The organism is Alteribacter salitolerans, from assembly GCF_016901055.1.
GTDB classification, from domain to species: domain Bacteria; phylum Bacillota; class Bacilli; order Bacillales; family Salisediminibacteriaceae; genus Alteribacter; species Alteribacter keqinensis.
The window spans coordinates 550,844-576,626 of sequence record NZ_JAFEUX010000002.1; the positions used below are offsets into that span (position 1 = coordinate 550,844).

The window sequence follows — 25,783 nt, forward strand, 5'->3', positions numbered from 1 at the left end:
GAAAACGTCTTTCATTAATGTTTTAGCGCTATAATGAAAGCGTATTCAAAATGAACGTACGAGGTGAAGCTATGATTACATTTTTAATCTCCATTGTTATATTAGTGATTGGTTATTTCACATATGGAAAGTTTGTTGAAAAAGTATTTGGTGTGAAGGGGGCGCGTCCGACTCCCGCTTATGCAAACCAGGACGGCGTTGACTACGTGCCGATGGGAACAAAACGAAATTCCATGATTCAGCTGTTAAACATCGCCGGTGTAGGTCCGATTTTCGGTCCGATCCTCGGTGCCTTATACGGTCCGGTGGCGTTTCTATGGATCGTCCTCGGGGCGATTTTTGCCGGAGCGGTTCATGATTATTTAACCGGAATGATCTCGATTCGAAACAAAGGAGCCCACCTGCCTGAGCTTGCGGGTAAATTCCTCGGTAAAGTGATGAAGCACGTAGTAAACGGCTTCGCGGTCCTGCTGCTGCTTCTCGTCGGTACGGTGTTCGTAACAGCGCCGGCTGCGTTGATCGACAACCTGACGCCGGGCTGGGTAACGATGGGTCTGATCATCACACTGATTTTTATCTACTACATCATTGCGACGATGCTGCCGATCGATAAAATCATCGGCCGCGTGTATCCGATCTTCGGGGCACTTCTTGTTCTGAGTGCACTGGGCATCGGAGGCGGACTTGTGGTTACAGGTGCTCCAATTCCTGAGTTAAGTTTCTCAAACATGCACCCTGAAGGACTGGCGATTTTCCCGCTGCTGTTCCTCACTATCAGCTGTGGAGCGTTGAGTGGATTCCACGCAACCCAGTCGCCGATTATTTCACGTACCACTCAAAATGAAAAACAGGGACGTAAGATCTTTTACGGCATGATGATTACAGAAGCCGTCATCGCCATGATCTGGGCAGCCGCTGCCATGGCCCTTTTCCACGGCACAGATTTGAACGCCCTCATTGCAGAAGGCGGACCAGCTGCTGTTGTAAGTGAAGTAAGTCTTGTGATGCTCGGTGCCATCGGTGGTACACTTGCGATCATCGGGGTCATCATTCTTCCGATCACATCCGGTGACACAGCCTTCCGTAGTGCCCGAATGATTCTCGCGGACTACTTCAACATTGGTCAAATCAAGAAGATGAACCGTCTGTTCATTGCCCTGCCGATGTTTGTGATCTCTGTTGCACTGACGCAGATTGACTTCACACTCCTGTGGCGCTACTTCTCCTGGGCAAACCAGAGTACAGCTATGATCGCCCTCTGGATCGGCGCCATGTACCTGGCCCTTCAAAAGAAAAATCACTGGATTGCCAGTCTTCCGGCAACCTTTATGACAATGGTTACGACAACCTATATCCTGAACGCCGAGATCGGCTTCGGTCTTCCGATGAACGTCTCCCTGATCGGAGCCGCCATCGCCACCGTTATCATCATTGTCCTCTTCTCGCTGAAATTGCGTAAAGAACTCGGAAAAGATCAGCCGTTCGAAGTGGATATGGTGTCAAAAGAAGTAGCATAATAAAGCGCGGGTCTCCCTGATCGGGAGGCCTGTTTTTTTGTGGGATAGGGTGGCTAAGGTGTTAATGCGTGAGCGCAACCCGGGGGAAAGCGAGGTGGTTGGGGGAGAAAACCGGCTAACCTGTTTAAAAGGAGTTCTAACCTGTTTAAAACCGCTAACAACGTGTTTAAATCACATCCTAACCCGTGTAAAGCCGCACCTAACGTGTTTAAACGCACCGCACCGCCTATCCACCGACCCCGCCCGCCGAAAAAACAGCCAACGAAAAAAGCCCGACCCGCGCCGGGTCAGGCTTTCCCATTTTAGTTCTTGTCTGTTAACCTTAATAAATAATTCATAGTTGCAATGAGCAGGGGATCGTCCGCCTGTTGTTGAACGGTTACGGTGTGGGCAGTAGTGATGCCGTTGCGGATAAAATCGCTTTCGGCTTTAAAAGTCAAGTCCGCGGACCCGCCGCCGTCTTTTACCTCAAGGACGCCCTTTTTGGACGAACCGGCTATGTGCCCTTTTTTCATCGTAATCACACGATCCTGGCTCGTGTAGGTAAGGGTGTGAACCTGAGCCTGGTGGGTCGTTTCTTCCTTAATTTTTCCCACAATCTGTGTCCCGTCAAGAACGTTCCAGTGACGGGGCTTGTTCGGGATAAACCCGTTCGACTGCACGATGGTAAACTCCATCCCTGACAGGGTCGTGAACGTCAGATGTGCCCACTGGTTCGGAACGATCTGGTTCATGACATCATGAACTTTCGTCGGGAAAAAACGCTTCATGCTTCCTGTATGGTCACCGTCCAAAAGCACGGTTACGTCCTGATTGTCTGAATCGAGGGGCGGTTGGCTGTATGTGATGGTTTGCATGGGACCTGCCTCCTTTATATTAGCAATTCCGATAGTACAACGAAAAAATCTACTAAAGAAACGCACTCATGTCAATGCGTTCAGTGAAACTTACATAGTTTACTAAAAGAATGGAGGGTTTTTTATGAAAACATGGAAGGAAGCTCCTACGCCGGCTCTCGTCCTCGACCTTGAGAAAATGAACCGGAACATCGAAAGAATGGCTGCATCAGCCAGGAAGAACAACGTGAAGTTGAGGCCGCATATCAAAACCCACAAAAGCCTTGAGGTGGCAAAAAGGCAGATCCACGCCGGTGCCACTGGACTCACCGTTGCGACGCTCTCCGAAGCAGAGGTATTTCAAAACGCGGGCTTTGACGATCTTCTTGTTGCTTTTCCCTTAAGAAGCGAAGAGAAAATTGCCCGTTTTGTTGCGCTTGCAAAGCGGGGCAGGCTCATCGCAACCATTGATGACATTGTACAGGCAGGGAGACTTGATGAGGCGGCAGCAACGGCTGGCATGGGAGTTGAAGTGTGGGTAAAAGTAAACAGCGGACTGAACCGGTGCGGAGTAGACCCCGGAGAAGAAGCCGTCTCCCTTGTAAAAGACATTGCCCCGCTTCAGGCGCTCGAGGTGACCGGTCTTTACACCCACGCAGGTCATGCCTATGGCGCCGGCGCACAGGAAGACCGGGAGCGGATCGCGAAAGAGGAAGCAGAGGCCGTTGTCCGGTCGGCAGAGGCGTGTGAAAACGCAGGGTTTCCCATCGAGAATCGGAGTGTTGGAAGCACCCCCACCTATGAATGGAGCGGGGCTTATGATGGAATTACAGAAGTGAGACCCGGGAATGCCGTGTTCTTCGACGGCGTCCAGGAGGGGCTTGGCGTGTGCACAATGGATGAATGCGCCCTTACTGTAACCGCCTCGGTGGTGAGCGGGAAAAAAGACAGGCTGATCGTCGATGCCGGCAGCAAATCCCTCACTCTTGAAAAAGGGGCTCACGGCAACGCCTCGGTAACCGGCTTCGGGACCATTGTGGAACCTGTAACCTTGGCGGGGAAATCACTGACCCGGTTATCCGAGGAACACGGTATTCTCGATTTTCCCGACGGAGCACCAGCCATCACGGATGAGGTGATCCGCATCATCCCCAATCATGCCTGTACAGCCGTGAATCTCTACGACCACTATCTAGTGGTGGAAGGGGATACGATCGCCGACCGTTGGCCGGTGGATGCAAGAGGATGCAACACGTAAAATAATCCCGGGAGACGCTTTCTTCTCCCGGGATTATTTATGAAACCAGAGCCAAGTTGTTAATTAAGCAATTGGGCAAACGTATCTTACACTTAGAGCAGCTTAATTTACGCTTAGGCAACTGTATTTTACAGTTAGCGAGTCAGATCCACGTATTCTACACATACGCAAATCTATTTTACGCTTAGGCAAACGAATTTTACACTTAGAGCAACGAATTTAACGCTTAGGCCACCGTATTTTACAGTTAGCGAGTCAGATCCACGTATTCTACACATACGCAAATCTATTTTACGCTTAGGCCACCGTATTTTACCCTTAGAGCAGCGAATTTACGCTTAGGCACTCCGGTCATTTCAAAACCAGTCCAACAGGCTCCCTACAAAATAAAATCAAACCCATAGTATGCAGCAATGGTGAGAAACACGGTCCATGCCGCGAGACTTGCCCCCATCCACACAGTGGTGGCGTGCTTATTCGCTTTTAACGATAAAGCGATAACCGCAGCCAGATGAATACCCGTAAGAAGAGGGCCGAGAAGAGCGAGGCCGGGAAGACCGTATTTTTCAAAAACCCGGTGTGCCCGCGCTGCCCTTCGCTGCTTTTTCATCAGCTTCTCCTCGTCCTGCTCCGTCTGTGCAGCAAGCTTTACGGCTTTTTTCTCCTCACGCCTGCTTTTCCAATTCGTATAGAGCCTGGTCGTTTGAAACCATTTGAGTAAATACACAATCAGAACCACAGGAATGAAGTTGCCGGCAAAGGAGACAATGCCCACCCCAAAAGGGTTAAGCCCCATCCCAATGCCGATGGGGATAACAAAAAGGATCTCAAGCCACGGGAGGGCGGCCATCAAGAAAACCAGTATATACTGCCATAGCAGATCAAACATCATCAAGCACCTCTCTTAATCAGCCCGGATACCCCGCCAGAACACGTTCCATGCGTGCTGCCGCTTCCTGTTGACCGTATCCGGATCATAATAAAACATCTGGGCTGAAATCCCGTCCAACACGCAGTAAAAAGCGTCCAAAACGTCAGCCGGACTGCTTTTTTCGATTGCCCTGTCGTTCATTCCACGGGTAATAACCGGAAGCAGGACAAGGTTGAGTTCTTCTTCAAAACGCAAAAAACGCTCATGGACAGAAAGCTTCAGATCCTTTGGGGGAAACAGTAAAAAATGCATATAAAACCTTCCCACCTCTTCTTTCCGCAAAAAATCGGTGGTCATGATAAACGCCTTGTGAAGGGTGGTGTCCACACTCTCATCATCCGCCCCTTCATGGACGGTCTCATTCAGCTCGGCGACGTAACGGGCATAAACATCATCAACAAGTGTTAAAAACAAAGCCTCCTTATTTTTAAAATGGTTATACAGGGAAGATTTGCGGATTCCCACTTCATCAGTAATCTTTGACAGGCTGGCTCCATCGTACCCCTCCTGGGCAAAAAGGCGGAGGGACACCTGTTTAATTTTTTCCGCTGTCCGAGATGGCATCTATCGTCACTCCTTATGTGGTCAATACAAAAAACGAACGATCGTTAGCATAGCTCGATTTTACATAATCCAACCTCAATAGTCAACAAAATGAACCAAAATCAAACCTCACAAACTATGGGAATTTATCAATTTCCTTCTCTTGTGCCTTTATTTCCTTTACAATGGAAAGAAGATTAATAGGCAAGGATTGGAACTGAAACCAGGAGGGTGCTAATAACATGTTCAAGGAAGCACTTAATCAGATGCAGCAACCAGTTATTATTAACACTGAAGATTATATAATCAGCTATGTAAATGATGCTTACGAGGAGCTTTTTGAACTCAAAAGCGAAGACATTGTAGGAAAGCATCTCCACGACGTGTTTACTGACACCCCGCAGGAGAACCAAGTTGTAACGGAAATGATCGACAATGACATCAGGAAGTTTAGTAAGAAAGTAACACACAAGCTCGGAGGAGAGATCCTTTTTCTCGACTCTGTTTCCAAAAGATTTGAGTATGAAGGCGAGAAATATGTGATGACCAGGTTTGAGGATCTGACGGAGCACGCCAGACAGGAAAAAGAACTGAAGAAAATGATTATCGACATGACGGTGAATGTGGTGCCTCTTTCCGATACGATCGGAGTGCTGCCCCTGCCGCCGATTCTTCGAGATGAGCAGAAGTGGGTCATTGTGGAAAAAACAGCCCAGATCTGCAGGGAGAAGCGATTCTCAAAACTTGCCATCAACCTGTCAGCGATCCGGACTCTGGACGAAGAACTCGGCGATATTATTATCCGCCTCATCGAAGTGCTCCGCGTCCTCGGTGTAGACGTGATTCTTACAGGTGTACGTCATGAAATTGCCGCTGATTTTTCCCAGGTAGACCTGGATTTTGACCGGATCAAAGTTTACCAGAATCTGAAGCAGGCAGTCGAGTATTTCTTTTCAGAACCAAGGGATAAATAGAGTAATCAGGCTGCTTTCGGAAAAAAACCGGAAGCAGCTTTTTGTTTAACAACAATCCTGGTTTGAGATTTTTCCACATAACGCACGTTTAACAGGTAAACGTATTGGAAATAGGAGAAGTACTTCTATGTGAAAGGGTGAAAGCACCGTGTTTGGCTGGTCAGATGTTCCCACAGCGATCTGGGCGTTTTTTGTCATATTACCTCTCGTGTCCCTGATCCACGAGCTTGGCCACTATTTATTTACCCGTTTGTTCGGCGGGAAAATAAAATTTTGCCTCGGCCGGGGAAAAATATTGTTTAAATTAGGCGGGATTGAAGTCAGGCGCGTTTATTTCCTTGATTCCTGGTGCCAGATCGATAAGTTAAGCGTAAGTAACAAATGGTCCCATACAATTGTATATCTCGGTGGGCCCCTTTTTAATATTGCAACCGTGATCATAATCAATTCTTCCATTCATATGGGATTGCTGGAGCCGCATATCCTCTTTTATCAATTTGTCTATTTCTCCTTGTATTTTACCTTTTTCTCTCTTCTGCCCGTCGACTACGGAGACGGAAACCCGAGTGACGGAAAAGCGATTTATGATGTGATTAAGCATGGAACCGCACGTGATCCTCTGCAGTAGAAAAAAACGAAAAAGTTGTAGATCAGTGGCTTTTTAACATAATATAAGAATAAGCATGCTGGAAAAAAGGAGCGCGTTGGATGAAGGGGCAGACTGGTACATGTGAGTTATGTTTACGGGAAGGGGCAAGGCTGACGGAGCACCACCTCATTCCAAGAGAAGAGGGAGGAACTCATCTGGAAACAGGGATGCTGTGCTCCCCCTGCCACAGGCAGATTCATAACCTTTACACCAATCAGGAACTCGCACTCCGGCTCGGCACCATTGAGCGTCTCCGTGACGATGAAAAGATAAAGAAATTTTTAAAATGGATTAAAAAGCAGCCGGCGACAGCGTCGGTGAAAATGAAAAAATCCAATGAACGTAAGCGGAAAAGAAGGTAGGAGGAATCGCGATGAGTGGGGAATTCAAAACACTGGTGGACAAGCAGCGCCGCTTTTTCTACACTGGCGCAACAAGGAAAGTATCGTTCCGCGTAGAACAGCTGCAGAAGCTGAAAAGCGCGATTAAAAGACGGGAAGACGACATTATGGATGCCGCATGGAGAGACCTGGGCAAATCGAGACGGGAGGCTTTTCTCTCGGAGATCGGCTTTTTGTACAGCGAAATTAAGGATGCGACAAAAAACATCGATGACTGGGTAAAGCCCCGCAAAGAAAAGACGGCCATTACCCATGTGGGATCGACCAGCTTTATTTATAAAGAGCCATATGGTGTAACGCTCATTATCGGACCGTGGAACTATCCGTTTCACCTCGTGATGGCACCGCTCATCGGAGCCATTGCGGCGGGAAACACAGCTATTTTGAAGCCTTCGGAAATGACGCCTCACACAAGCGCCGTGGTCCGGGAAATTATTGAAGACACGTTTGAAGAAGACTTCGTCGCCGTAAGAGAAGGGGATGCGTCCGTTGCAAAGGGCCTTCTCGAACAAAACACGGACTACATTTTCTTTACGGGAAGTGTTGACGTAGGCCGAAAAGTCATGGAGGCGGCGAGCAGACACCTGACCCCGGTGACGCTGGAACTCGGCGGGAAAAGTCCGGCTATTGTGATGAAGGACGCGGATGTGAAGCTGGCAGCCAAGCGGATCGTCTGGGGCAAGTTCATCAACGCAGGGCAGACTTGTGTGGCACCGGATTACATTCTCGTTCAGGAAAAAGCGAAGCGAAAGCTTTATAAATACCTGGTGAAGTACATCAAGAAATTTTACGGCATAGGTGTCGAAGAAAACAAGGAATACCCCCGTATTGTAAACGAAAAGCACCATGACCGGATTACGGCACTTCTTGATCCCGATAAAATCGTTTACGGCGGCGCCCATAACAGAGAAGAGCTGTTCATCGAGCCGACGATTATGGATAACGTCACCTTTGATGACGCTGTAATGGGTGAAGAAATTTTCGGACCGATTCTGCCGCTGATCAGCTTTGAAGACGAGTACGAAGTGATCGAACTAGTACGCAAACGGCCGCACCCTCTTGCTCTGTATCTGTTTACAGAGAAAAAACAGACCGAATCTCTTATTCTTGAGAACCTGAGCTTCGGGGGAGGATGTGTCAACGATACACTCATGCACATCACGACACCTCACCTTCCATTCGGCGGTGTCGGGGAAAGCGGCATGGGTGCCTATCACGGGCGGTCGAGCTTTGAGACGTTCTCACATGAGAAAAGCGTCCTGAAGCAGACAAATAAATTTGACCTGCCGTTCCGGTACAGCAAAAGTGAAGGATCGATTAAAGCGATGAGAAAGATGTGGGAGTAACACACTCCCGTAAATGGCCGGCCCATAAGTAGGAAACACCTTATGGGCCGGTTTTTTTATATGATTGATTGGAGCGAAAGCACGATAGTAGAAGCCGGTTTCGAGGAGGCCCCGCAGATGCAAACGTCGAATCGAACCGCCCGTGGAAAGTGCGAATTCAACAGGAAAGTTTACCAGAGCTTTTTTAACATTGCCAATTTGTAAATAATACAAATTAAGGTATAATTGGAACATACATAAACAGAGGTGTTTAAACCATGACCTATAAGCCAAAGCCGATCAATACCGATCATATTACGCTGCCTGAAGATGTAGAAAAACTGACCGAAGAACTTGCAAAAAATACCCATGACCTGTGGGCGGAAGAAAGAATGAGAAACGGCTGGACCTATGGACCAAAACGGGACGACGAAAAACTGGAGCACCCGAGCCTTATAGAATATGAACGTCTGTCAGATTCAGAAAAAAGGTATGACCGGATCACAGCAATGAATACCTTAAAAGCCATCATGGCACTCGGGTATACAATCGATAAAAAGAATTGAACAGACTATGTGGGGAGATTGAAGATTGTTTAATGAAAAATTAACAACGTTGCACGTATGGCTGCTCAGCACTGCCGCTTTCCTTTCAGGCGGAGCTGCGTTTGTTTTTCTGTTTCACCCTGAATACAGTGAGGGACCTTATGCAAACATACTGGCTCTTGGTTTGCTTTTTACATTTATTATTATCCTGAACTGGTTAAAAGTGCCCCGGCACAACCGACTTCAGAAAATATCTTTTGCGGTTGTCATTCTTACAGGAATGCCGAGCTTTTTCGAACTCATTGATGGCAATGGGTTTCACGTCTTTTTTGAGAGCCTGTATGCCACAGTGAAGTTATTCTTCCTTAACCTGGATACCACGGAAGTTCCGTTTTCCCTCGAGATAGCCCGCTGGTTTGCCGTTCTCTTTATTCTTTCTGCTGTGCTGAACAAAATCTATAACATTACAACAGAAACGTTCAAAAGCAGATTAATAGGTATTGTCGGTAATCACTACGTCATTTGCGGATTGAATGAGGCTGCTAAAGAACTGGCACTAGACCTGCGAAAAGACCACAAAAAGGTTATTGTGATCGAAAAAGACCATCAAAATGAATTTATCGGTGTGCTTAGAAGAAACGGGGCGGTTGTGATCGAAGGGGACTTTCTTGATTACAGGACCTTGGAGAAGGCAAATGTCATCAACTGCAGACATCTTCTGATGATGACAAAGAACGACACGTTAAACATTGAAGCACTTATCAAGACCACCTCGATTTTTAAACAGCGTAAAACATTCACAACAAGAAAAACAAGGTGCTGCATACACATCGTTGACCCTAAGTTTCATAAAGTGATTGAAGAGTTCGAAAAGGAAATTAACAACCACAGCAAAACGAAAAACAGCCTTGATCTGGAAATCTTCAACCTCTATGAAACAACGGCCAAAGTACTGTTCCGTCATCACCCGTTATATAAGCATAAAGCGAAAGGTGAGGCTGTCCACCTCCTCATTGTGGGATTCGGAAAGACCGGCCAGCACATCCTCCTCCAGGCAGCCAGGCTGAGTCATTTTATGGACGGAAAAAAACTCCACGTGACGATCATTGATAAAGAGGCAGATTATAAGATTAAGAGCTTTCGTAAACGGTATAAGTTTATTGACCGCGTGTGCACCATGAAGGTGATTACAAAAGACGTTGAGACCATCACGGATCTCACCGAACTGCGTTTAGAGGAAACGAAGCCGATCACCTACATCGCAGTGAGCTTATCCTCAGACCATATTGATTTTATTAACGGCCTTTTCTTCTGGGAACAGTACCACACGATTCCGGTTGCGATCCATATGGAGCGTGATGTGAACATTGCTGAGTGGGTGGATCAGAATGTGAAGCAGTTTAAAACGATGTACCGGTTCGGAGACCTGCAGAATATTGCCAGTGAGGATGTGATTATTAACCACCGCCTAGATGAACTTGCAGAAGAAATACACGACTATTATTGCGATACGAACGAAGGCGGAGGCCCCTCCTGGGAGGAACTCAGTCTTTTTCACAAGAATTCCAACCGTGCCCAGGCGGATCACATTGAAACAAAGCTCAATGAGTTAAACTTTCATAAAAAACGAAGAGACAAGATTGATCCTCAAAAAGACGAGATCGTTGATGAAAAAGAGTACCATGAAGCATTAGAGGGGGTAATGGAACAGCTGGCAAAATCAGAACATGCCCGCTGGTGCGCTTTTCACTTTACGAACAACTGGGATACGAAACAAACGATTGAAAACAAAAATGATGCCAAGGATAATGGCAGAAAGCTTCATTCAGCTCTTGTTCAGTGGGAAGAACTTGCAGCGGTTGAGGACCTGCTGGAGAATACCAACTACCGGGACGGAAACAGAAAGACCGTTAAAAACCTGTATTCCTTACTCAAAGCCAAAGGCTACGTTGTGTGCAGAGGGAAGGCAGGTTAATCAAAGACGTTTCAGGAGGCCTGAAAAGATGGCCCCAAATGCAGGCGTTATTGAAACTGGCATTTCTAACCTGTGGATCAATCATAGATAAACGACATGGAGATTATGTTTCTCCATGTCGTTTTTTTCTTATGATCAGGCAAAAGAGATATTAATTTTAGAAAAAATCATAAAAGGCCGGTTTACGGTCCGGAATCATGCCGGCCAAACGAACGATTTCTTCTTTTCGCCCGGTAATAAGTCCGGCATCGTAAAGAACGCTCGCAGGCTGGGCATTGAGCATCAGGGCAGACAGGGTATTGACGGTCATTGTAAGACCACGTTTTGGCGGGTGTGCACAGCTCGCCCCCTGTTCCGGCTTATGATGATGGGTCACGTGGACCGGTTCACCGCCACCAGCAGCCGGTTTGATCACATACGTGCCATTATTCCACTCACAGAAGCTGTCCTCCAGATGAATGAAAACTGGCCCGTCATCTTCGTTCGCTGTCGCAAAAGGATACGCCTCAAGAAAGCTCTTCGCGTCCACGATTCTCGCCATAAAATACGAACTGACCTTTTTCTCTACATGGGGGTCGTCCAGTAAAAACACGGTTCCATCGTCCCCGGGAAGTGTGACAACCGCTTCTTTGATCATGGAATCGTGGTTGCTGATGAACGTCCACAGGCCTGTCCGAGCCTCATGATCAAGCCAGACGATCTGGTGAACGGTGAGAACTTCATCTTTTACCTGATAGTAAAGATAACCCCGTGCTTCTTTATCCTCGTTAAAATAAACGGCGAGCTCACCGTCCCGGCGTTTAAAAACCGAGCGCTCCCACCAGGTACTGTTACGTTTTAAAGGACCGTTGAATTTCTGTGCCCACTGATCATATACAGGCCCGACGATCGTGTCGTTCTTTTCCACACGGCGGACGCTTCCCTCAGTTGTCCGCCTCACAGGCAGCTTATCCCTGGGCATCGTAATCACGGTCTGGTCGGCAAAGAGCTCCCAGCCGAACTTGCGGTAAAAAGGGATGGAGAACGGATACAAGAAGGAAACGGTCTGTCCTTTTTCCTTCATTTCGTTAAGAGCAGCCCCGAGCAATTCGCGGACGAGCCCCGACCGGCGGTGCTCGGGCCACGTGGCAACACCGGCAACACCGCCCATGGACCACGGTTTACCTCCAATGTAGACATTCAAAGGAAGGACTGTGGCTTTTGACTGAATGTCACCTTCTTCTTCAATGACCCACGTTTCCTCAGGATTCATTGCTTTTTTTCTTTCTGTTCTCTCGTCTTCTGTTAATTCATACTGAAACGCGAACTCTGACATCCGGATGGCTGTGTTGAGCTCGTGCTCTTTTAATTTTCGAATGTTCACTTAACCCTCTCCCTTAAACATCTCAATCGCTTTTTTTCGTTGCACACTGTGATCAACGGACGGCTCAGGATAGTCTTTGCCGATCAGGCAGCCTGCTTCTTTCTGCACGTCCTCTGGCATTTTCCAAGGCTCGTGAATGTATTTCTTTGGCACGTTCCCTAATTCCTGCACGTACTTACGGATAAAGTCGCCATCAGGATCAAACCGTTTGCCCTGGGTTGTCGGGTTAAACACCCTGAAGTAAGGAACGGCGTCGGTTCCAACAGAGGCAGCCCACTGCCAGCCTCCGATATTGGATGACGCATCATAGTCGATGAGCTTCTTCTGAAAATACCGCTCACCAAGGCGCCAGTCGAGGAGATAGTCCTTCGTCAAAAAGGAAGCGGTAATCATTCTGAGGCGGTTGTGCATCCAGCCGATCCGGTTAAGCTGCCGCATCCCTGCATCCACAATCGGGAATCCAGTCATGCCTCCGGACCACAACTGAAAACGCTCTTCATCTTTTCCCCAGCTGAGGGTCGTATATTTCTCCGTAATCTCTTTATCTTTGGAATCCGGGTGATGGGCATGAATCATATAGTAAAAGTCCCGCCACGCAAGCTCTGAGAGATACGTTTCAGCACCGGCCCCGGCTTCTTCCCGGCGGGCAGCCGCATGGTGGTAAACCTCCCTCGGTGAAAGAACCCCGGTTTTTAAATAAGGGCTGAGCCGGCTCGTGCCTGCCTTTAGAGGAATGTCCCGCTCGTCCTTATAGTAATTCAGACGCTCATCTACAAAGGTTTCCAGCCTGTCGAGCGCCGCTTCACGGCCGATTGCCTGCCAGTTTCCTTCGCAGCGGGAAAGGACGTCTTCCTCAAAAAACGTTTCCCCTTTTTCATGGAGAGGTTTTAGCTCAGCCTGATAATCTGCCAGTGCTTTTGTGTCCACTTGATAGGATCTAGGCTTTTCCTCCTTGCTCCACGCTTTGTGATAGGGGGTGAATACCTTGTAATAATCACCGTCCTGCTTTGTCACCTCGTGAGGGCCGTGCAGGTGGGCGTCTTCATATGCATAGGTTTCAATCTCTTTTTTATGGAAAAAATCAATCGCTTCTTGATCCCGGACGCTGTTTTCACCGGCATCGTCTCTGTTAAAAAAGACAGCTTCAAGGGACGAAACCCTTTTCGTTATTCGGTTGAGTGCCTCTTCAAGCTCTCCGTATACAAGGTGCAGGTGAACACCGTGGTCCTTGCACGCCTTGCGAAAGTCGTTCAGGGTCTGGAAAAAGTAATCATGATGAAGGTCGATCTCTTTTGTAAAACGGGGGTCCAGGTGGAAAAAAGCAAACCACCGGGCATCATTATGTTTCACGGTTTCAATGGCATGATACAGAGCTGCCTGGTCGTCCAGGCGAAAGTCGCTTCGAAACCAGACGGCATACGTTTCAGTCATGTTGATCACCTCATTCTTATCATATCGAAACAGGGGAGGTTTGAGAAATAAATCGATTACAGGGGTAAAAATCAAGGAAACAGCCCCAAAAGGCGTAAAGACCTCCTGGGGCTGCTTCATGAAATGACACATTTAAAATGGATTGGTTGCCCATAGCGCCGCGGTTTTCACGAAGGTGCGCTGCTCAAGCTTGAGCTGGCTTACCATAAATTCCGCCAGATCCTCCGCCTGGGTGAATTTCTCCGGATCCCGTTCGCTGTTGTCCCGCCCCCGTGTAAGGTCTGTTTCCACGAGGCTTGGAGTAAGGACGCTTACGCGGATGTTGTGAGGTCTTACTTCCTGCATGAGCCCTTCACTCATGCCGATCACGGCAAACTTTGATGCACTGTAGGCGCTTGAGCCTTTTGTACCTTTGAGACCGGACATAGATGAAATGTTAATGATGTCGCCTCGGTTTTGGGCAATCATCCCAGGCAGCACGGCTTTTGTTACATGGACAATTCCCATCACATTCACATCAAGGACGTTCTGCCACTGCTCGGTTGTAAGCTCCTGAAACGTTCCTCTGGCAGCGATACCGGCGTTATTAATCAGAATATCGATTCCGCCAAGCTCGTCTTCGATTTCTTTTACCGCCTTCCGGACTTCAGCTTCGTTCGCTACATCTGCGGCGGCTGTGACAACAGTGGCACCAAGCTCGGTGAGTTCGTCTTTTACTGAGCCGAAACTGTCTTCTGAGCGGGCGACGAGACCAAGGTGTGCGCCTTCCTTTGCAAGAGCAATCGCGGTGGCCCGGCCGATTCCCCGGCTGCCTCCAGTAATCAGTGCTTTCTTTCCTTGTAATGATTGCATTATCTATCATCCTTTCTGTACTGCTTTACGTTTTCTTTATTCACGAAAGAGGAGCGGTTGAAACTTACGAGTTCCTGTTGTGACTTCATTACCATCATTTATTTTTCCGGAACACTCTCACGTTCTCCTAAAAGGATGGTGAGCTGCTTCTTGCTTTTTCTTGAAACGAGAATATAGAGGATGTCATTTTGTTCAATGATCGTTTCCCCATATGGTGTCACGAGCTCGCCGTCACGAATGATGGCATTGATCAGTACATCCGGAGGAAATTCGATCTCAGCCAGATTCTTCCCAATAATGGCTGTCTCTTCATTAACTACATACTCGACCATCTCAGCATTTGCCTGACCGATGGACACGAGCTCAAGGGAGTGCAGAGGTGTGACTTTTTTCGGTCCTGTAAGACCAAGCTTATTGGCAAAAGGAGAAATGGTTGAGCCTTGGATTAAGGCTGATGTTAAAACAACGAAAAAGACGACATTGAAAAACAGCTGTGCATTCTCAAGGCCGGCAATCATCGGAAATGTGGCCAGTACAATCGGAACAGCCCCACGAAGTCCGGCCCAGGAAATGAGGGTTTTCTCTTTCCAGGAGTACTTAAACCCGATCGTAGACAAAAGAACAGCCAGTGGTCTGGCGATTAAGATTAAGACAAACGACAAGATTAACCCGTGAAGGATGACTTCAAATGTAAAGAGCTGCGCGGGAAATACGAGTAATCCGAGAATGACGAACATGAGAAGCTGCATCATCCAGGCAAATCCTTCGTTAAAACGGAAGATCGTATGGCGGTATGTCAATTCTGAATTCCCGATATAAAGGGCAGCCACATACACAGCCAGAAGTCCGCTTCCCCCAAGGCTTGCTGTAACACTGTAGGTCATGAGAGCAAATCCCATGGCAATAATCGGATACAGCCCCCCTGAATCGAGGTTGATCCGGTTAATGACCCACGACGCAATCCAGCCGAGTGCCAGACCGAAGATAAGGCCAAGCCCCATCTGGAGAAAAAACGTGCCTATCGTATGCAAAATGTTTGTTTCTTCAATTGTAATTAACTGAATAAGAGCGAGCGTCAGAAACATGGCCATCGGATCGTTTGTGCCCGATTCCGCTTCCAGTGTGGCTCCAAGCCGTGCTTTAATGTTTTGCCCTTTTAATGCGGCGAAAACGGCTGCTGCATCTGTAGAACCGACAATGGCACCGAACAGCAGTCCTTCAAGCCAGGTAACACCAAGAAGGAACGTTGCAACCACAGCGACAGTAAAACTGGTCACCAGTACTCCGACAGTGGCAAGAAGGAGAGAAGGGACCGCTACGGGTTTTATTGTTGACCACTTGGTTGAGAGTCCCCCTTCAAACAAAATAACCACGAGTGCGAAGATTCCGATTACCTGTGCGTAGGAAGCATTGTCGAAATAAATAAGGCCGAGCCCGTCACTTCCGGCAACCATGCCAAGGACAATAAATAAAATAAGAGCAGGAACCCCAAAACGGGAGGAAAACTTTGTCGTTACAACCCCGATAATGAAAAAGAGGGCTAATATAAGTATGAAATAATCGGTATTGATGATGTCTTGTATCATCCTGTATTCATGACCGCCTTTCTACAAATTCACGTCTATTTTTAAGGGTGCCTGTTGTTCAGGATCGATTCCCAGGTATTCATAGGTTTTCTTCTTGGAAGTGTGATTCAGTATTTTTTGAAGGAGCGAAATGGCAACTCCTTTTTGGTAAGCGTGATAGCCGAAGGTTTTCCGGAGCGTGTGGGTGCCGATCTTATTGGTAATCCCGGCTTCCCTGGCTGCCTGGTGGATAATTCTGTAGGCCTGCTGGCGGGAGAGGGGAAAGTCTCCTTTTGCAGATTTGAATAAGTAATCCCCGGGTTTAAGATCCCTGCTGGATAAATAAAGATGAAGTGCCTCGTGCACCTGCTTATTCAAATAGAAGTGGCAGTATGCTTTTTCGTTTTCTGTATAGCTGAAAAACTCGTTAATACTGCCGGAAGAATCGGATATATCAGATAATTTAATGGAGAGAATCTCTGAAATGCGCAGCCCGGTATTGATGCCGAGAGTAAACAGGGCATAATCCCTCGGAGACTGCTTTTTTAATATTTCCTTAATCTCATTAATTTTACTGATGTCTTTAATTGGTTCAACATATTCCATAATATTGACCTCCAAGTTACTTAACCTAATGATAGCATAGCATTATGTAACATTAAAAATGATTAGGCTTGTTAAATTCAGAGTAGAAAACGAAATGATTTCCTGTTAAGCTCAGGTGTTGATTTACGCTCATCGCGATCCCAATCCACGGGAGGTTTGCTCTTCCCGCAGGATTGGCACGTATTCACTGTAAATAATACACTTTAACTTATTCCCGGCATGTCCCAACGCGCATTCCGGATCTCTATTCTCAGGGACAGAAAGATAAAAAGGAAAGAGGCCGGCAGGTGTTGAACATAAATATATAGAACAGGGTTTCCAGAGAAGGCAGGTCGATTATCGTGAGATTTCCAAAGGTCACAACCGCTCTCATTTCAATCATCATTCTTTCATTGCTTATGCCTGTTATTCTTCCGGTGTTTACTGTGGACCGATATGTTGTGAATGTCCTTTTATACGGTCTGTTTCTCACTCCTGCTGTCTTTATCTATGGTATCCCCGCGTCATTTTTAGCGGATTACTTAAGTAAAAAAGCAGGATGGAAGAACATGAGGCTCCTTTCTTTTCTTATTCATCTCATATTCGGGCTGGCTTTTATTTTTCCGTACCGCATTTTTGACGAGAGCGTTTTTTCCCACGGAATTATAAACATTGCTACAGTCGGGGGACTTATCAGCGCAGGCTTGTTTTTTGTCGTTCATGAAGCGGTCCTCAAGGTGGACAGGATGATGTATGGGTACTGATCAAAAAGTAAACGGTTAAAATACAAAATAGAAGAGGCTGGGACATAAAGAATGTATTTAGCTGAGAATCCGAACCATGTACTGACATAGCGGATGAAATATACGCAGACTCCTGCGGGATGAAAAGCAAAGGTGAGACCCCGCAGTGCGATAGCACAAGGAGGCTCACCAGCTTCCCGCGGAAAGCGAAGTATATTTCAGTAGCGGTTTATCAGCGCCTCTGTTATTCGTTCAGATTCTCGTTCAACTAAAACACTTTTGTCCCAGCCTCTTCGAGTTCCTATTTTTCCACCGGAACACTTACATGCTTCATCTCTTTTACATCAAACAGTCCCATGTCTGTTAACTTAAGCGATGGGATTACGGGAAGAGCGAGAAACGATAAAGTCAGAAATGGATTAAAGGTATTTTCACATCCGGTCTTGTGCAAAGCTTCGTGAAGCTCATCCAGCTTCTTTGCAGCAGCTTTTACCGGCACCAGTCCCATCAGCCCGCCGCATGGAAGAGGACAGGACACAGCCCGACCGCTGCTTACCACCGTTAAGCCCCCCTGATCTTTTTCAATCTTCCGGACTGCCTGAAGGATATCTCTACCCGATGTTCCTACGGTAATGATGTTATGGGAGTCGTGGGCGATGGTAGTCGCAATGGCACCGTTTTTCAGACCGAGACCTTTCACAATCCCAAGGCCGATATTCCTTGTTTTCCCGTGACGCTCCACAACGGCAAGGATGAGCTGATCTGCTGCTGTATCAGGAGCAAACGTGCCGTCCTCGTTTACGTTTACATGTTCCACGGCGTGTCTGGTAACAAGAGAGTTTGCCTGCACTTCAATGATGTTTGCTCTGTTACACCCGTTCATTGAAATCGCAAAGCTTTCTTCTGTAAGCGCTGGCAGGTGAACGGTCTCCTTCAATTCTTCAGGCAGGTCCACTGTATAGTCAGTGTCCCTCGTGAGCTTACCTTTTTCCGCTTTTTTAACGCCCTTTATATACACCTCGTCAGCATGAAATTCCTCAAGGCTCTCTGTGAGAACAAACGTGGCTTCAAATCCCGGAGCCACCGCTCCTTTGGTTTTGAGTCCGAAGCATACAGCGGGATTGATCGTTGCCATCTGTACCGCTGTAACCGGATGAACGCCTTCTTCTATGGCGATTCTGATATTGTGGTCAATGCTTCCTTCTGTGAGAAGGTCGTCCGGATGCTTATCATCCGTGCAGAACATGAAACGGTGGCTGTTAGCCTCATTGACTGCAGGGAGAAGGTTCTTTACGTCTTTGGCAACCGAGCCTTCCCGGAGCATCACATAAAACCCCCTGCGTACCCGTTCGATGGCCTCCTCGGCTGTGACACATTCGTGATCTGTTTCAATACCCGCAGTGCGATAGACGTTCAGAGCATCAACACCGAGGCCTGCCCCATGTCCGTCAATGTTTTTCCCGGCGTTCTTTGCAAGAGCCAGTTTTGCCAGCATGTCTTCATCTCCTGAAGTCACGGCCGATGAGTCCATGACTTCAGCGAGGCCGAGGACTTTCGGGTGATCCATAAAGGGAGCAAGATCCGTTGCTGTGAGTTTTGCGCCTGCAGTCTCAAATGGCGTACTCGGCACAGAAGAGGGCAGCATCGTGTAAAGATCTGTGTCTGCTTTTTCCGCTTCCTCCAGCATAAAACGGATCCCTCGTTCCCCGGAGACATTGGCGATTTCATGAGGATCAGTAATCGCCGTCGTTACGCCTCTTGGAATGAGGGTATCGGAAAAGTGCCGCGGTGTCATCATGGATGATTCAATATGTACATGAGCGTCAATCAGACCCGGCACCATGATTTTCCCTTTGGCGTCATACTCGTCACGTCCTTTAAAAGATAGGCCGGTCCCAACAATCATTCCGTTTTGGATTGCAACATCCTGGTCTTTTATCAGCGTTTTATTAAACACGTCCACAATCGTGGCGTTCTTTATCACAAGGTCACACAGCTCCTGCTTCTGGGCTGTTTTAATCTGGTTTTCAAGCATGGGAGTCCCCTCTCTTGTTCTGCTGTAATTTTACTTAGTTTATCCGCTGCGCACAGAGGCGTCAACAAAAGCTTTAAATGGGAAAAAAGAGGGTAATGGGAATGAGAATAATATTTGTCGAAAAAACTAATAGAACCAGATGAGAGGAAGTAGGCGTTACTATGACAAATCCAGCTTCATACGACGTAATTGGGATCGGAATCGGACCGTTTAACCTGGGGATGGCAGCCCTTTTGGATCGTGTTGACGATGTGAGTGCCATCTTTTTTGACGAATCAGCTGAATTTAACTGGCACCCGGGAATGCTCATTGAAGGAGCTGATCTTCAGGTTCCGTTTATTGCAGATCTGGTCACCTTCGCGGATCCGACGAGTCCTTATTCGTTTTTAAATTACCTGCACAAGCACAACCGTATACAGAAGTTTTTTTTCTTTAACCGTTTCGACATCCCACGATCGGAATATAATCACTATGCCCAGTGGGTGGCCGGGCAGCTTGACTATTGTCATTTTGGGAAGCGGGTCACCGATGTGATTAACCGGGGAGAAGAAGGAGAGCCGTTTTACGAAGTGGTCGTTGAAGACCGTGAAGCAAAGGTTACAGAGCGGTACTATGCTAAAAATGTGGTAATGGGAACCGGGAGCATCCCTCTCGTACCTGAAGGATTTGATGCCTTTCCGGTGGAAGACGTGGTTCACACAAGCCAGTATATGTGTCATAAAGACGGGATAATGAAAGACTCCGATGACATTCTTATCGTCGGGTCCGGCCAGAGTGCAGCCGAAGTGTTCCTTGACCTTCTCCAGCGTCAAGACAGTGCCGGCTATCATCTTCACTGGATTACGAGGTCTCCGGGCTTTTTTCAGCTTGAATCGGGCAAAGTAGGGCAGGAAGTGTTCTCCCCGGATTATGTGAATTACTTTCACAGACTGAGTTTTGAAAAAAGAGAAGAAGAGCTCCCGAACCTCTATCACCTCCGAAACGGCGTGGAGGAGAAGACCCTTCACGAAATTTACGATCTTCTTTACCATAAATCCATTCATCCGGGCACTGCGCCGGTGACGATCCGCTCTGCAAGTGATGTGAAAACGATTGATAAAACAGATGAGGGACGTTACGATGTGACCTGCCATCAGTGGATGGAGGAAAAGGATTTTCACGTTGAAGCAGACAAGATCGTACTCGCTACCGGGTACAAGCCGAACATGCCGGAGTGGCTCGAAAAAATGAAAGAGGAGATCGTCTGGGAAGACGATAAACGTTTTAAAGTGCACCGGGACTACCGCCTCGCCTTTAAAGACGAACGTCCCCACAACATGTTCACAGTCACAAACATCGAACATTCTCACGGTGCAGGAGCCACGAATCTAGGCCTCGCCGTCCACCGGAATGTGACGATCATTAATAAAATTGCCGGCCGAAGCGTTTACGAGGAATCAGAGGAAACCGTCTTCCAGCGGTTTGGGACGGATAAAGAATAAGAGGCTGACTTAAAAGTCCAAAAGCAGTTGGCAATAGCTCCGCTCATTGCAAAGACACCTGAGGTAAAATGCCACCTCAGGTGTCTCTTTATTATTTCGTCTTTCTCTTCCGGAATTTCGTTTCATTTTTCTTCGGTTCAATGTCGTAAGTTACGACGTTTTCCACCTGGGAGCGCTTTGGCCCTTTCTTTATTTCTTCCGTAAATGCTTTCAGGTTTGATTCTGTTCCTTCTGCTTCAAACTCCACTGTACCGTCAGAGCGGTTTCTTACCCACCCTTTTACATCAGCGTTTACCGCTTCATGCATGGTGAAGTAACGAAACCCGACTCCCTGCACTCGTCCGCTTACAATTCCGTGTATGCGTTTCAACTTAAGCACCTCCAATAAAGCCATTAGTAGTGTATTACCCGTGCTTTTTTTCAGTCACACACAAATCTCGTATTTTCACCACGATCCCGGCAGCCTCTGTTATAATAGGGCTGGATAAAAGAATGGAAAAAATGAGGAGAAAGAACATGATTCGAACAATCGTATGGTTTACGTATTTCTGGCTGTATCTTCCTACCACCATTCCCGCATTGCGGAAAGTGAAAAAGCTCCGCAAAAACGGAAATGACGAGCAGGCAGACCAGATCGTCAAACAGCAGTCCAATAAGTGGGCGAAAAGACTTGTAAAATTAACCGGAGCACGGGTGAAAGTCGAGGGGATAGAGAGAATCCCGAAAGACGAACCGGTGCTGATCGTCTCCAACCATCAGGGGAACTTCGATATCCCGATTATTCTTGGCTACCTCGATTTAAAAATCGGCTTTATTTCCAAAGTGGAAGTGAAAAAGCTGCCGATCATTGCATCATGGATGGAAGAAATGAACTGCGTGTTTATGGACCGGAAAAATCGCCGCCAGTCCGTAAAAGCGATCCTTCAGGGAGCAAAACAGCTCAAGGATGGTCACAACCTTGTCGTATTCCCGGAAGGAACGAGAAGCAAGGGGGGGCCTGTAAGCCAGTTTAAACAGGGAAGCTTTAAGCTTGCCACCAAATCAGGAGCCGCGATTCTGCCGGTTACCATTAACGGCTCATTTAAAATAATGGAAGCGAACAACAACCTGATGAAGCCGGCGGATGTGAAAGTCACAATCGGAGAGCCGGTCCGCATTCACCAGCAGAACAAGGATATTGACGGCATTACCCTTGCCGGCATCGTACAGGAAGAGATCGAGAGAAACCTTGACGTTCAGCCGGTAAAAGAAACCGTATAGTTTTTTATGAAAATAAAAGGAATCCCCTGAATCGTGTCGTATTTAGTAAAGTGAATGACTATTCATTTTTACTTAGGGGGATTTTTAATGGCAGTAAAAGAGAAGTTTGACACATTAACGGAGAAAATGAACGCAAATCCGGAGCACCTTGGAACGATGAGCGTTCTTTATAAGTTTGAGCTGAGCGGGGACGAAGCAGGGACTTATCAGCTTCACATTAAAGATCAGTCTGCCCGTTATACACAGGGGGATACAGAGGACGAGGACATTACCTTGATCATGAAAGATAAAGATTTCCTCAAGCTCTCGGAAGGGAACCTCAATCCGACGATGGCTTATATGAGCGGAAAGCTGAAAGTGCGGGGAGACTTGGGCAAAGCCATGAAACTTCAGACACTGCTGAGTGAATACGCATAAAAAAAAGGAGCGGGCCCTGTGCCGCTCCTTTTTTTTATTTTGAGTCCTGTTTTTCTAACGCGTGCTTGTCTTCAACTTTCTTTTCAATCTGGTGAATCGCTTCTGGATCATTTAAAAGTTGGGCTCTATTTTCGTTTACAAGTTCTTCAAATGTTTTATGGAAACGCTTGCGCATATTTGTTCACATCCTTTTGATTATTTGTTCTAAACTTTCTGATAAATTCAGTTTACTAGGTTAAAGGGAAAAAGTATATGAAAAAGATGTTACAATTTTGCGAACATTGTTGAAAAATATTCCCCCGGCTGTCCTCATATACATACAGAAGACTCTGTTTTATGTGGAGGTTTTAGGATGTATGACAGCGGATACCCGCCTCAGTCGGAGGCTTTCGGACAGCAGCATAACTATCAGATGGTTCTTCGGCTCATCCGGCAGATCATGGGGTGGGAGAGTTTTGATGAGCTGATGATTGACTACCTCATCGGGCAGACAAAGGATCCCGGAGCGGAGCAGATTCTCTATGACATGCGTCAGGATGAACGAAACCATTACGATACCCTGGCAAAAATCTATACAGATATAAGCGGGCAGCGTTCCAACGTTCAGACCCCGTCAGGAAGCATTCCCGAAAGCTACGAGGCCGGTCTCGGTGAAGTTCTGCAGCGAAAAGGAAAGATGATGAAACTGTATGTTCATTTGTACATCCACAGTCCTCTTCAATACCAGAGTATCCTCTATCCTTTTCTGGCCGAAGAGCAGACTCACATGCAAATGATTAATTATTTACTTATCAGGAAATGTTGCTTATAATAACATTTCGCGCTTTTTTCGGTGATCCACAATGTTATACACATTTCCATAGCTGATATTTCATGACGGAAAATAGTTATCAACAAAATCCACAGGGAGATCCCTTGTTATCCACAGAATCTATCCACATGTTCACGCCTTGGTATAAAAGAACAGACGAAAACTTATTCACATCTGTGGATAAATCCTGTTGATAAAAAATAAAGCCGGTTTAGCTGACAAATGGCTTAAAATTGGATAAAATAAAGATAATAAAACTGAATGGTCATTCATTTTAAGGAGGCGCCATGTTGGTAAAAACGAAAGAAGTTGCCCCCTCTGTTTATGGCATTACCATCCCTACTCCTTTTCTGGTAGGGCCGGTAAACGTCTATATTATTGAGGGAGAAAGATTGACACTAGTCGACACAGGAGTGAAAACAGAAGAAGCGAAGCGGGTACTCGAGGCAGAGCTCCTGGAGCTTGATTATCGATTTTCAGACATTGAGCTCGTTATTTTAACCCACCACCATCCCGACCATATTGGTCTTGTAGAAGAGTTTGACCACGCCACGATTGCGTCTCATGAAAAAACAAAGCCGTGGCTTGAAGGAGATCAGCATTTTTTTGAGCAGAAGAATGACTTCTTCCGGGAGTTATACACAGCCCATGGTGTAGACGAAAACATTGTCGCTCTTATAGAAAAATCAAACGCCTATTATTTAAAGTACACAAGCAGAATAGGCATAGATGTAACATTGTCTGAAGGCGACCGGATTGAAGGTCTTCCTGGATGGTCCGTAATTGAGACACCGGGGCATGCACAGTCGCAGATCTCACTTTACCGTGAGCGTGACGGTGTTCTCATTTCCGGAGATCATTTAATTGCCCACATCTCGTCCAATGCCATCATTGAGGCTCCTTACAAAGGGGAGACTGAGCGGCCGAAGACGCTGCTTCAATACCGTGATTCCCTGAAAAAATGTCTTCATGTTAAGCGTGCGTTCTCAGGTCACGGTAAGCCGGTGGAAGATCCGAAAGCCCTGATCGAAGAACGCCTTCAAAAGCAAATCGAGAAAGCGAAAGCGATTAAAAATCTTCTTGGTGAAGAGACACTCACGTCCTTTGAGCTTTGCAAACGGCTTTATCCACAGATGTATACAAAGCAGCCGGGTCTGACGTTATCAGAGACCCTCGGTCATCTTGATCTCCTCGAGGAAATGAACGAAGTGAAGGCGGTAAATGAAAACAGTGTTTACCGGTATCGCAAAGTCGACTGAATGTTCACTCAAATTCAACGTAAAAAAATTGCGTAAAAATAGCGAAAATTTGTTTGCGACCTCGTTTTCTTGTTAAAATGTATAGAAGAAACAGTGTAGAAGAGGCCGCTGGAAAAAGTAAAAGACCGAACTTTTTCAGTGCCTTTATAGAAGACGAGGAGGCTTAAACCATGGAACAGAAAAAAACGAACAAAAGCTGGCTTTATGGCGGAGTTGCAACGGGTTTGGCAGCAGGACTCATCTTTTTTGCCACGAATAGAAATGCACGGACAAAAGTGACAACAACGTTTGAGACCATTTCGCGGACGACAGGCGAGTGGGTGGAATTTATTAAAGAAAACCGGGAATCGTTTGTGGAGCACATCAGAGTGTCTGCGGACCGTGTGGCAAGCATCGTAGAGGAAGCGTCCGACGACATTCAGACGATTGTGGAAACGTCCCAGCAGCTAAAGGAACATACCTTTGACATTTTGGGTACGATCCAGGAAGCGAAAGAAGAATTTGAAGAGCTTTCCTCCAGACTCCGGGGAAGCGAAGGACCCGAAGAGATGATCCAGCTTGAGGAGGCAGCTGAAGGTGAACGGAAACAATTACCTCCTTCTGATGTGGATACGGACGAGCTCAAAAGCTAAAGATATAAGTACGGAAGGGGAACTCAGCGGTTCTCATTCCGGCCCTGTTTTCTGAAGATGAAGCTTCTTTAGATCATTCGTATCTCTTTTGCGGCTGCAAATGAAAAGCGTTGGTTGTTGACGGGAAGTGGATAGAATGCAGGAAAAGAAGGGGAATCGCACTCTCACGATGTGATTCCCTTTTTTTGTTACCGCTTGGATTATGATTATGGGAGGCGTTACGAGTGAGTAAAAACAAACAGAATCATAATGTGAAGAACAACAACAAGCACCGTCCGCACGGAAACAACAAGACAAGCAGCAGTGCCAACGGACGAAACAACTATCACGCACCAGAGCGGTAACAGACAGAGCTCCCTTTTTAGGGGGCTTTTTTTCTTATATAGGATAGGAGG

The 25,783-nt window shown here is 46.9% G+C and carries 26 protein-coding genes; 15 read left to right on the plus strand and 11 right to left on the minus strand.

The genetic code is table 11. The features are described from left to right. The first annotated feature begins 71 nt into the window (after positions 1-71). A complete protein-coding gene (locus JSY36_RS05930; RefSeq protein WP_205165654.1) occupies positions 72-1,517 on the plus strand; it encodes a carbon starvation CstA family protein in 1,446 nt (481 codons plus the stop codon). 302 nt (positions 1,518-1,819) lie between these two features. Here JSY36_RS05930 and JSY36_RS05935 read toward each other — a convergent pair whose 3' ends face one another. Continuing rightward, entirely contained in the window at positions 1,820-2,374 is a 555-nt protein-coding gene (locus JSY36_RS05935) for a hypothetical protein (protein WP_205165655.1), read from the minus strand. Between the two features lie 124 nt (positions 2,375-2,498). Between JSY36_RS05935 and JSY36_RS05940 the strand changes: the two genes are divergently transcribed. Continuing rightward, positions 2,499-3,611: an alanine racemase gene (locus tag JSY36_RS05940; RefSeq protein WP_205165656.1), complete on the plus strand. Its 1,113-nt coding sequence runs from the start codon at positions 2,499-2,501 to the stop codon at positions 3,609-3,611. Between the two features lie 379 nt (positions 3,612-3,990). Here JSY36_RS05940 and JSY36_RS05945 read toward each other — a convergent pair whose 3' ends face one another. Both JSY36_RS05945 and JSY36_RS05950 read right to left on the minus strand, forming a co-directional pair. Then, a complete protein-coding gene (locus JSY36_RS05945; RefSeq protein WP_205165657.1) occupies positions 3,991-4,503 on the minus strand; it encodes a small multi-drug export protein in 513 nt (170 codons plus the stop codon). A gap of 12 nt (positions 4,504-4,515) precedes the next feature. Further along, positions 4,516-5,106: a TetR/AcrR family transcriptional regulator gene (locus tag JSY36_RS05950; RefSeq protein ID WP_122901080.1), complete on the minus strand. Its 591-nt coding sequence runs from the start codon at positions 5,104-5,106 to the stop codon at positions 4,516-4,518. Between the two features lie 221 nt (positions 5,107-5,327). On the opposite strand from JSY36_RS05950, the gene JSY36_RS05955 reads away from it, so the two are divergent. The 6 genes from JSY36_RS05955 to JSY36_RS05980 all read left to right on the plus strand — a co-directional run bounded on the left by JSY36_RS05955 (position 5,328) and on the right by JSY36_RS05980 (position 10,954). Beyond that, positions 5,328-6,059 carry a PAS domain S-box protein gene (locus JSY36_RS05955; RefSeq protein ID WP_205165658.1) on the plus strand — a complete coding sequence of 244 codons (732 nt, stop codon included), beginning with the start codon at positions 5,328-5,330 and terminating at the stop codon, positions 6,057-6,059. A 148-nt stretch (positions 6,060-6,207) separates the two neighbouring features. Next, a complete protein-coding gene (locus JSY36_RS05960) occupies positions 6,208-6,687 on the plus strand; it encodes a M50 family metallopeptidase (RefSeq protein ID WP_205165659.1) in 480 nt (159 codons plus the stop codon). An 80-nt stretch (positions 6,688-6,767) separates the two neighbouring features. After that, a complete protein-coding gene (locus JSY36_RS05965; RefSeq protein WP_205165660.1) occupies positions 6,768-7,070 on the plus strand; it encodes an HNH endonuclease in 303 nt (100 codons plus the stop codon). 11 nt (positions 7,071-7,081) lie between these two features. Further along, the gene (locus JSY36_RS05970; RefSeq protein WP_205165661.1) at positions 7,082-8,455 is read left to right on the plus strand and encodes an aldehyde dehydrogenase; all 1,374 of its coding nucleotides are present in this window, start codon (positions 7,082-7,084) and stop codon (positions 8,453-8,455) included. Between the two features lie 257 nt (positions 8,456-8,712). After that, positions 8,713-9,000, plus strand: coding sequence for a RyR domain-containing protein (locus JSY36_RS05975; protein ID WP_205165662.1), 288 nt, complete (start codon positions 8,713-8,715; stop codon positions 8,998-9,000). A 25-nt stretch (positions 9,001-9,025) separates the two neighbouring features. Then, positions 9,026-10,954 (plus strand): NAD-binding protein, encoded by a 1,929-nt coding sequence (locus JSY36_RS05980; RefSeq protein ID WP_205165663.1) that lies wholly within the window; start codon positions 9,026-9,028, stop codon positions 10,952-10,954. Between the two features lie 157 nt (positions 10,955-11,111). Here JSY36_RS05980 and JSY36_RS05985 read toward each other — a convergent pair whose 3' ends face one another. From JSY36_RS05985 to JSY36_RS06005, 5 genes are all read right to left on the minus strand, one after another. After that, the gene (locus JSY36_RS05985; protein WP_205165664.1) at positions 11,112-12,317 is read right to left on the minus strand and encodes a GNAT family N-acetyltransferase; all 1,206 of its coding nucleotides are present in this window, start codon (positions 12,315-12,317) and stop codon (positions 11,112-11,114) included. Beyond that, positions 12,318-13,748, minus strand: a complete 1,431-nt coding sequence (locus JSY36_RS05990; RefSeq protein ID WP_205165665.1) for a cryptochrome/photolyase family protein — start codon at positions 13,746-13,748, stop codon at positions 12,318-12,320. 132 nt (positions 13,749-13,880) lie between these two features. Continuing rightward, on the minus strand, positions 13,881-14,600 hold the full coding sequence (locus JSY36_RS05995; protein ID WP_205165666.1) for a 3-ketoacyl-ACP reductase: 720 nt from the start codon (positions 14,598-14,600) through the stop codon (positions 13,881-13,883). 98 nt (positions 14,601-14,698) lie between these two features. Then, the gene (locus JSY36_RS06000) at positions 14,699-16,186 is read right to left on the minus strand and encodes a potassium/proton antiporter (RefSeq protein ID WP_205165667.1); all 1,488 of its coding nucleotides are present in this window, start codon (positions 16,184-16,186) and stop codon (positions 14,699-14,701) included. A 21-nt stretch (positions 16,187-16,207) separates the two neighbouring features. Next, the gene (locus JSY36_RS06005; protein ID WP_122901104.1) at positions 16,208-16,771 is read right to left on the minus strand and encodes a tyrosine-type recombinase/integrase; all 564 of its coding nucleotides are present in this window, start codon (positions 16,769-16,771) and stop codon (positions 16,208-16,210) included. 341 nt (positions 16,772-17,112) lie between these two features. On the opposite strand from JSY36_RS06005, the gene JSY36_RS06010 reads away from it, so the two are divergent. Beyond that, on the plus strand, positions 17,113-17,514 hold the full coding sequence (locus JSY36_RS06010; protein ID WP_205165668.1) for a hypothetical protein: 402 nt from the start codon (positions 17,113-17,115) through the stop codon (positions 17,512-17,514). 280 nt (positions 17,515-17,794) lie between these two features. Here JSY36_RS06010 and ade read toward each other — a convergent pair whose 3' ends face one another. Further along, complete coding sequence (ade, locus tag JSY36_RS06015) at positions 17,795-19,528, minus strand: adenine deaminase (RefSeq protein WP_205165669.1); 1,734 nt, start codon at positions 19,526-19,528, stop codon at positions 17,795-17,797. A gap of 161 nt (positions 19,529-19,689) precedes the next feature. Between ade and JSY36_RS06020 the strand changes: the two genes are divergently transcribed. After that, positions 19,690-21,009, plus strand: a complete 1,320-nt coding sequence (locus JSY36_RS06020; RefSeq protein ID WP_205165670.1) for a lysine N(6)-hydroxylase/L-ornithine N(5)-oxygenase family protein — start codon at positions 19,690-19,692, stop codon at positions 21,007-21,009. Positions 21,010-21,100: 91 nt separating this feature from the next. On the opposite strand, the gene JSY36_RS06025 is transcribed toward JSY36_RS06020, so the two are convergent. Then, on the minus strand, positions 21,101-21,379 hold the full coding sequence (locus JSY36_RS06025) for an acylphosphatase (RefSeq protein ID WP_205165671.1): 279 nt from the start codon (positions 21,377-21,379) through the stop codon (positions 21,101-21,103). Positions 21,380-21,525: 146 nt separating this feature from the next. Between JSY36_RS06025 and JSY36_RS06030 the strand changes: the two genes are divergently transcribed. Then, positions 21,526-22,269 (plus strand): lysophospholipid acyltransferase family protein, encoded by a 744-nt coding sequence (locus JSY36_RS06030; RefSeq protein ID WP_205165672.1) that lies wholly within the window; start codon positions 21,526-21,528, stop codon positions 22,267-22,269. Positions 22,270-22,356: 87 nt separating this feature from the next. Beyond that, positions 22,357-22,686 (plus strand): SCP2 sterol-binding domain-containing protein, encoded by a 330-nt coding sequence (locus JSY36_RS06035; protein WP_205165673.1) that lies wholly within the window; start codon positions 22,357-22,359, stop codon positions 22,684-22,686. A gap of 34 nt (positions 22,687-22,720) precedes the next feature. On the opposite strand, the gene JSY36_RS06040 is transcribed toward JSY36_RS06035, so the two are convergent. Further along, positions 22,721-22,861: an FbpB family small basic protein gene (locus JSY36_RS06040; RefSeq protein ID WP_122901118.1), complete on the minus strand. Its 141-nt coding sequence runs from the start codon at positions 22,859-22,861 to the stop codon at positions 22,721-22,723. Between the two features lie 177 nt (positions 22,862-23,038). On the opposite strand from JSY36_RS06040, the gene JSY36_RS06045 reads away from it, so the two are divergent. The 3 genes from JSY36_RS06045 to JSY36_RS06055 all read left to right on the plus strand — a co-directional run bounded on the left by JSY36_RS06045 (position 23,039) and on the right by JSY36_RS06055 (position 25,388). Then, a complete protein-coding gene (locus JSY36_RS06045; protein ID WP_205165674.1) occupies positions 23,039-23,497 on the plus strand; it encodes a ferritin-like domain-containing protein in 459 nt (152 codons plus the stop codon). A gap of 287 nt (positions 23,498-23,784) precedes the next feature. Then, positions 23,785-24,756 carry an MBL fold metallo-hydrolase gene (locus JSY36_RS06050; protein ID WP_205165675.1) on the plus strand — a complete coding sequence of 324 codons (972 nt, stop codon included), beginning with the start codon at positions 23,785-23,787 and terminating at the stop codon, positions 24,754-24,756. Positions 24,757-24,926: 170 nt separating this feature from the next. Further along, positions 24,927-25,388 (plus strand): hypothetical protein, encoded by a 462-nt coding sequence (locus JSY36_RS06055; protein ID WP_205165676.1) that lies wholly within the window; start codon positions 24,927-24,929, stop codon positions 25,386-25,388. Positions 25,389-25,783 lie beyond the last annotated feature (395 nt).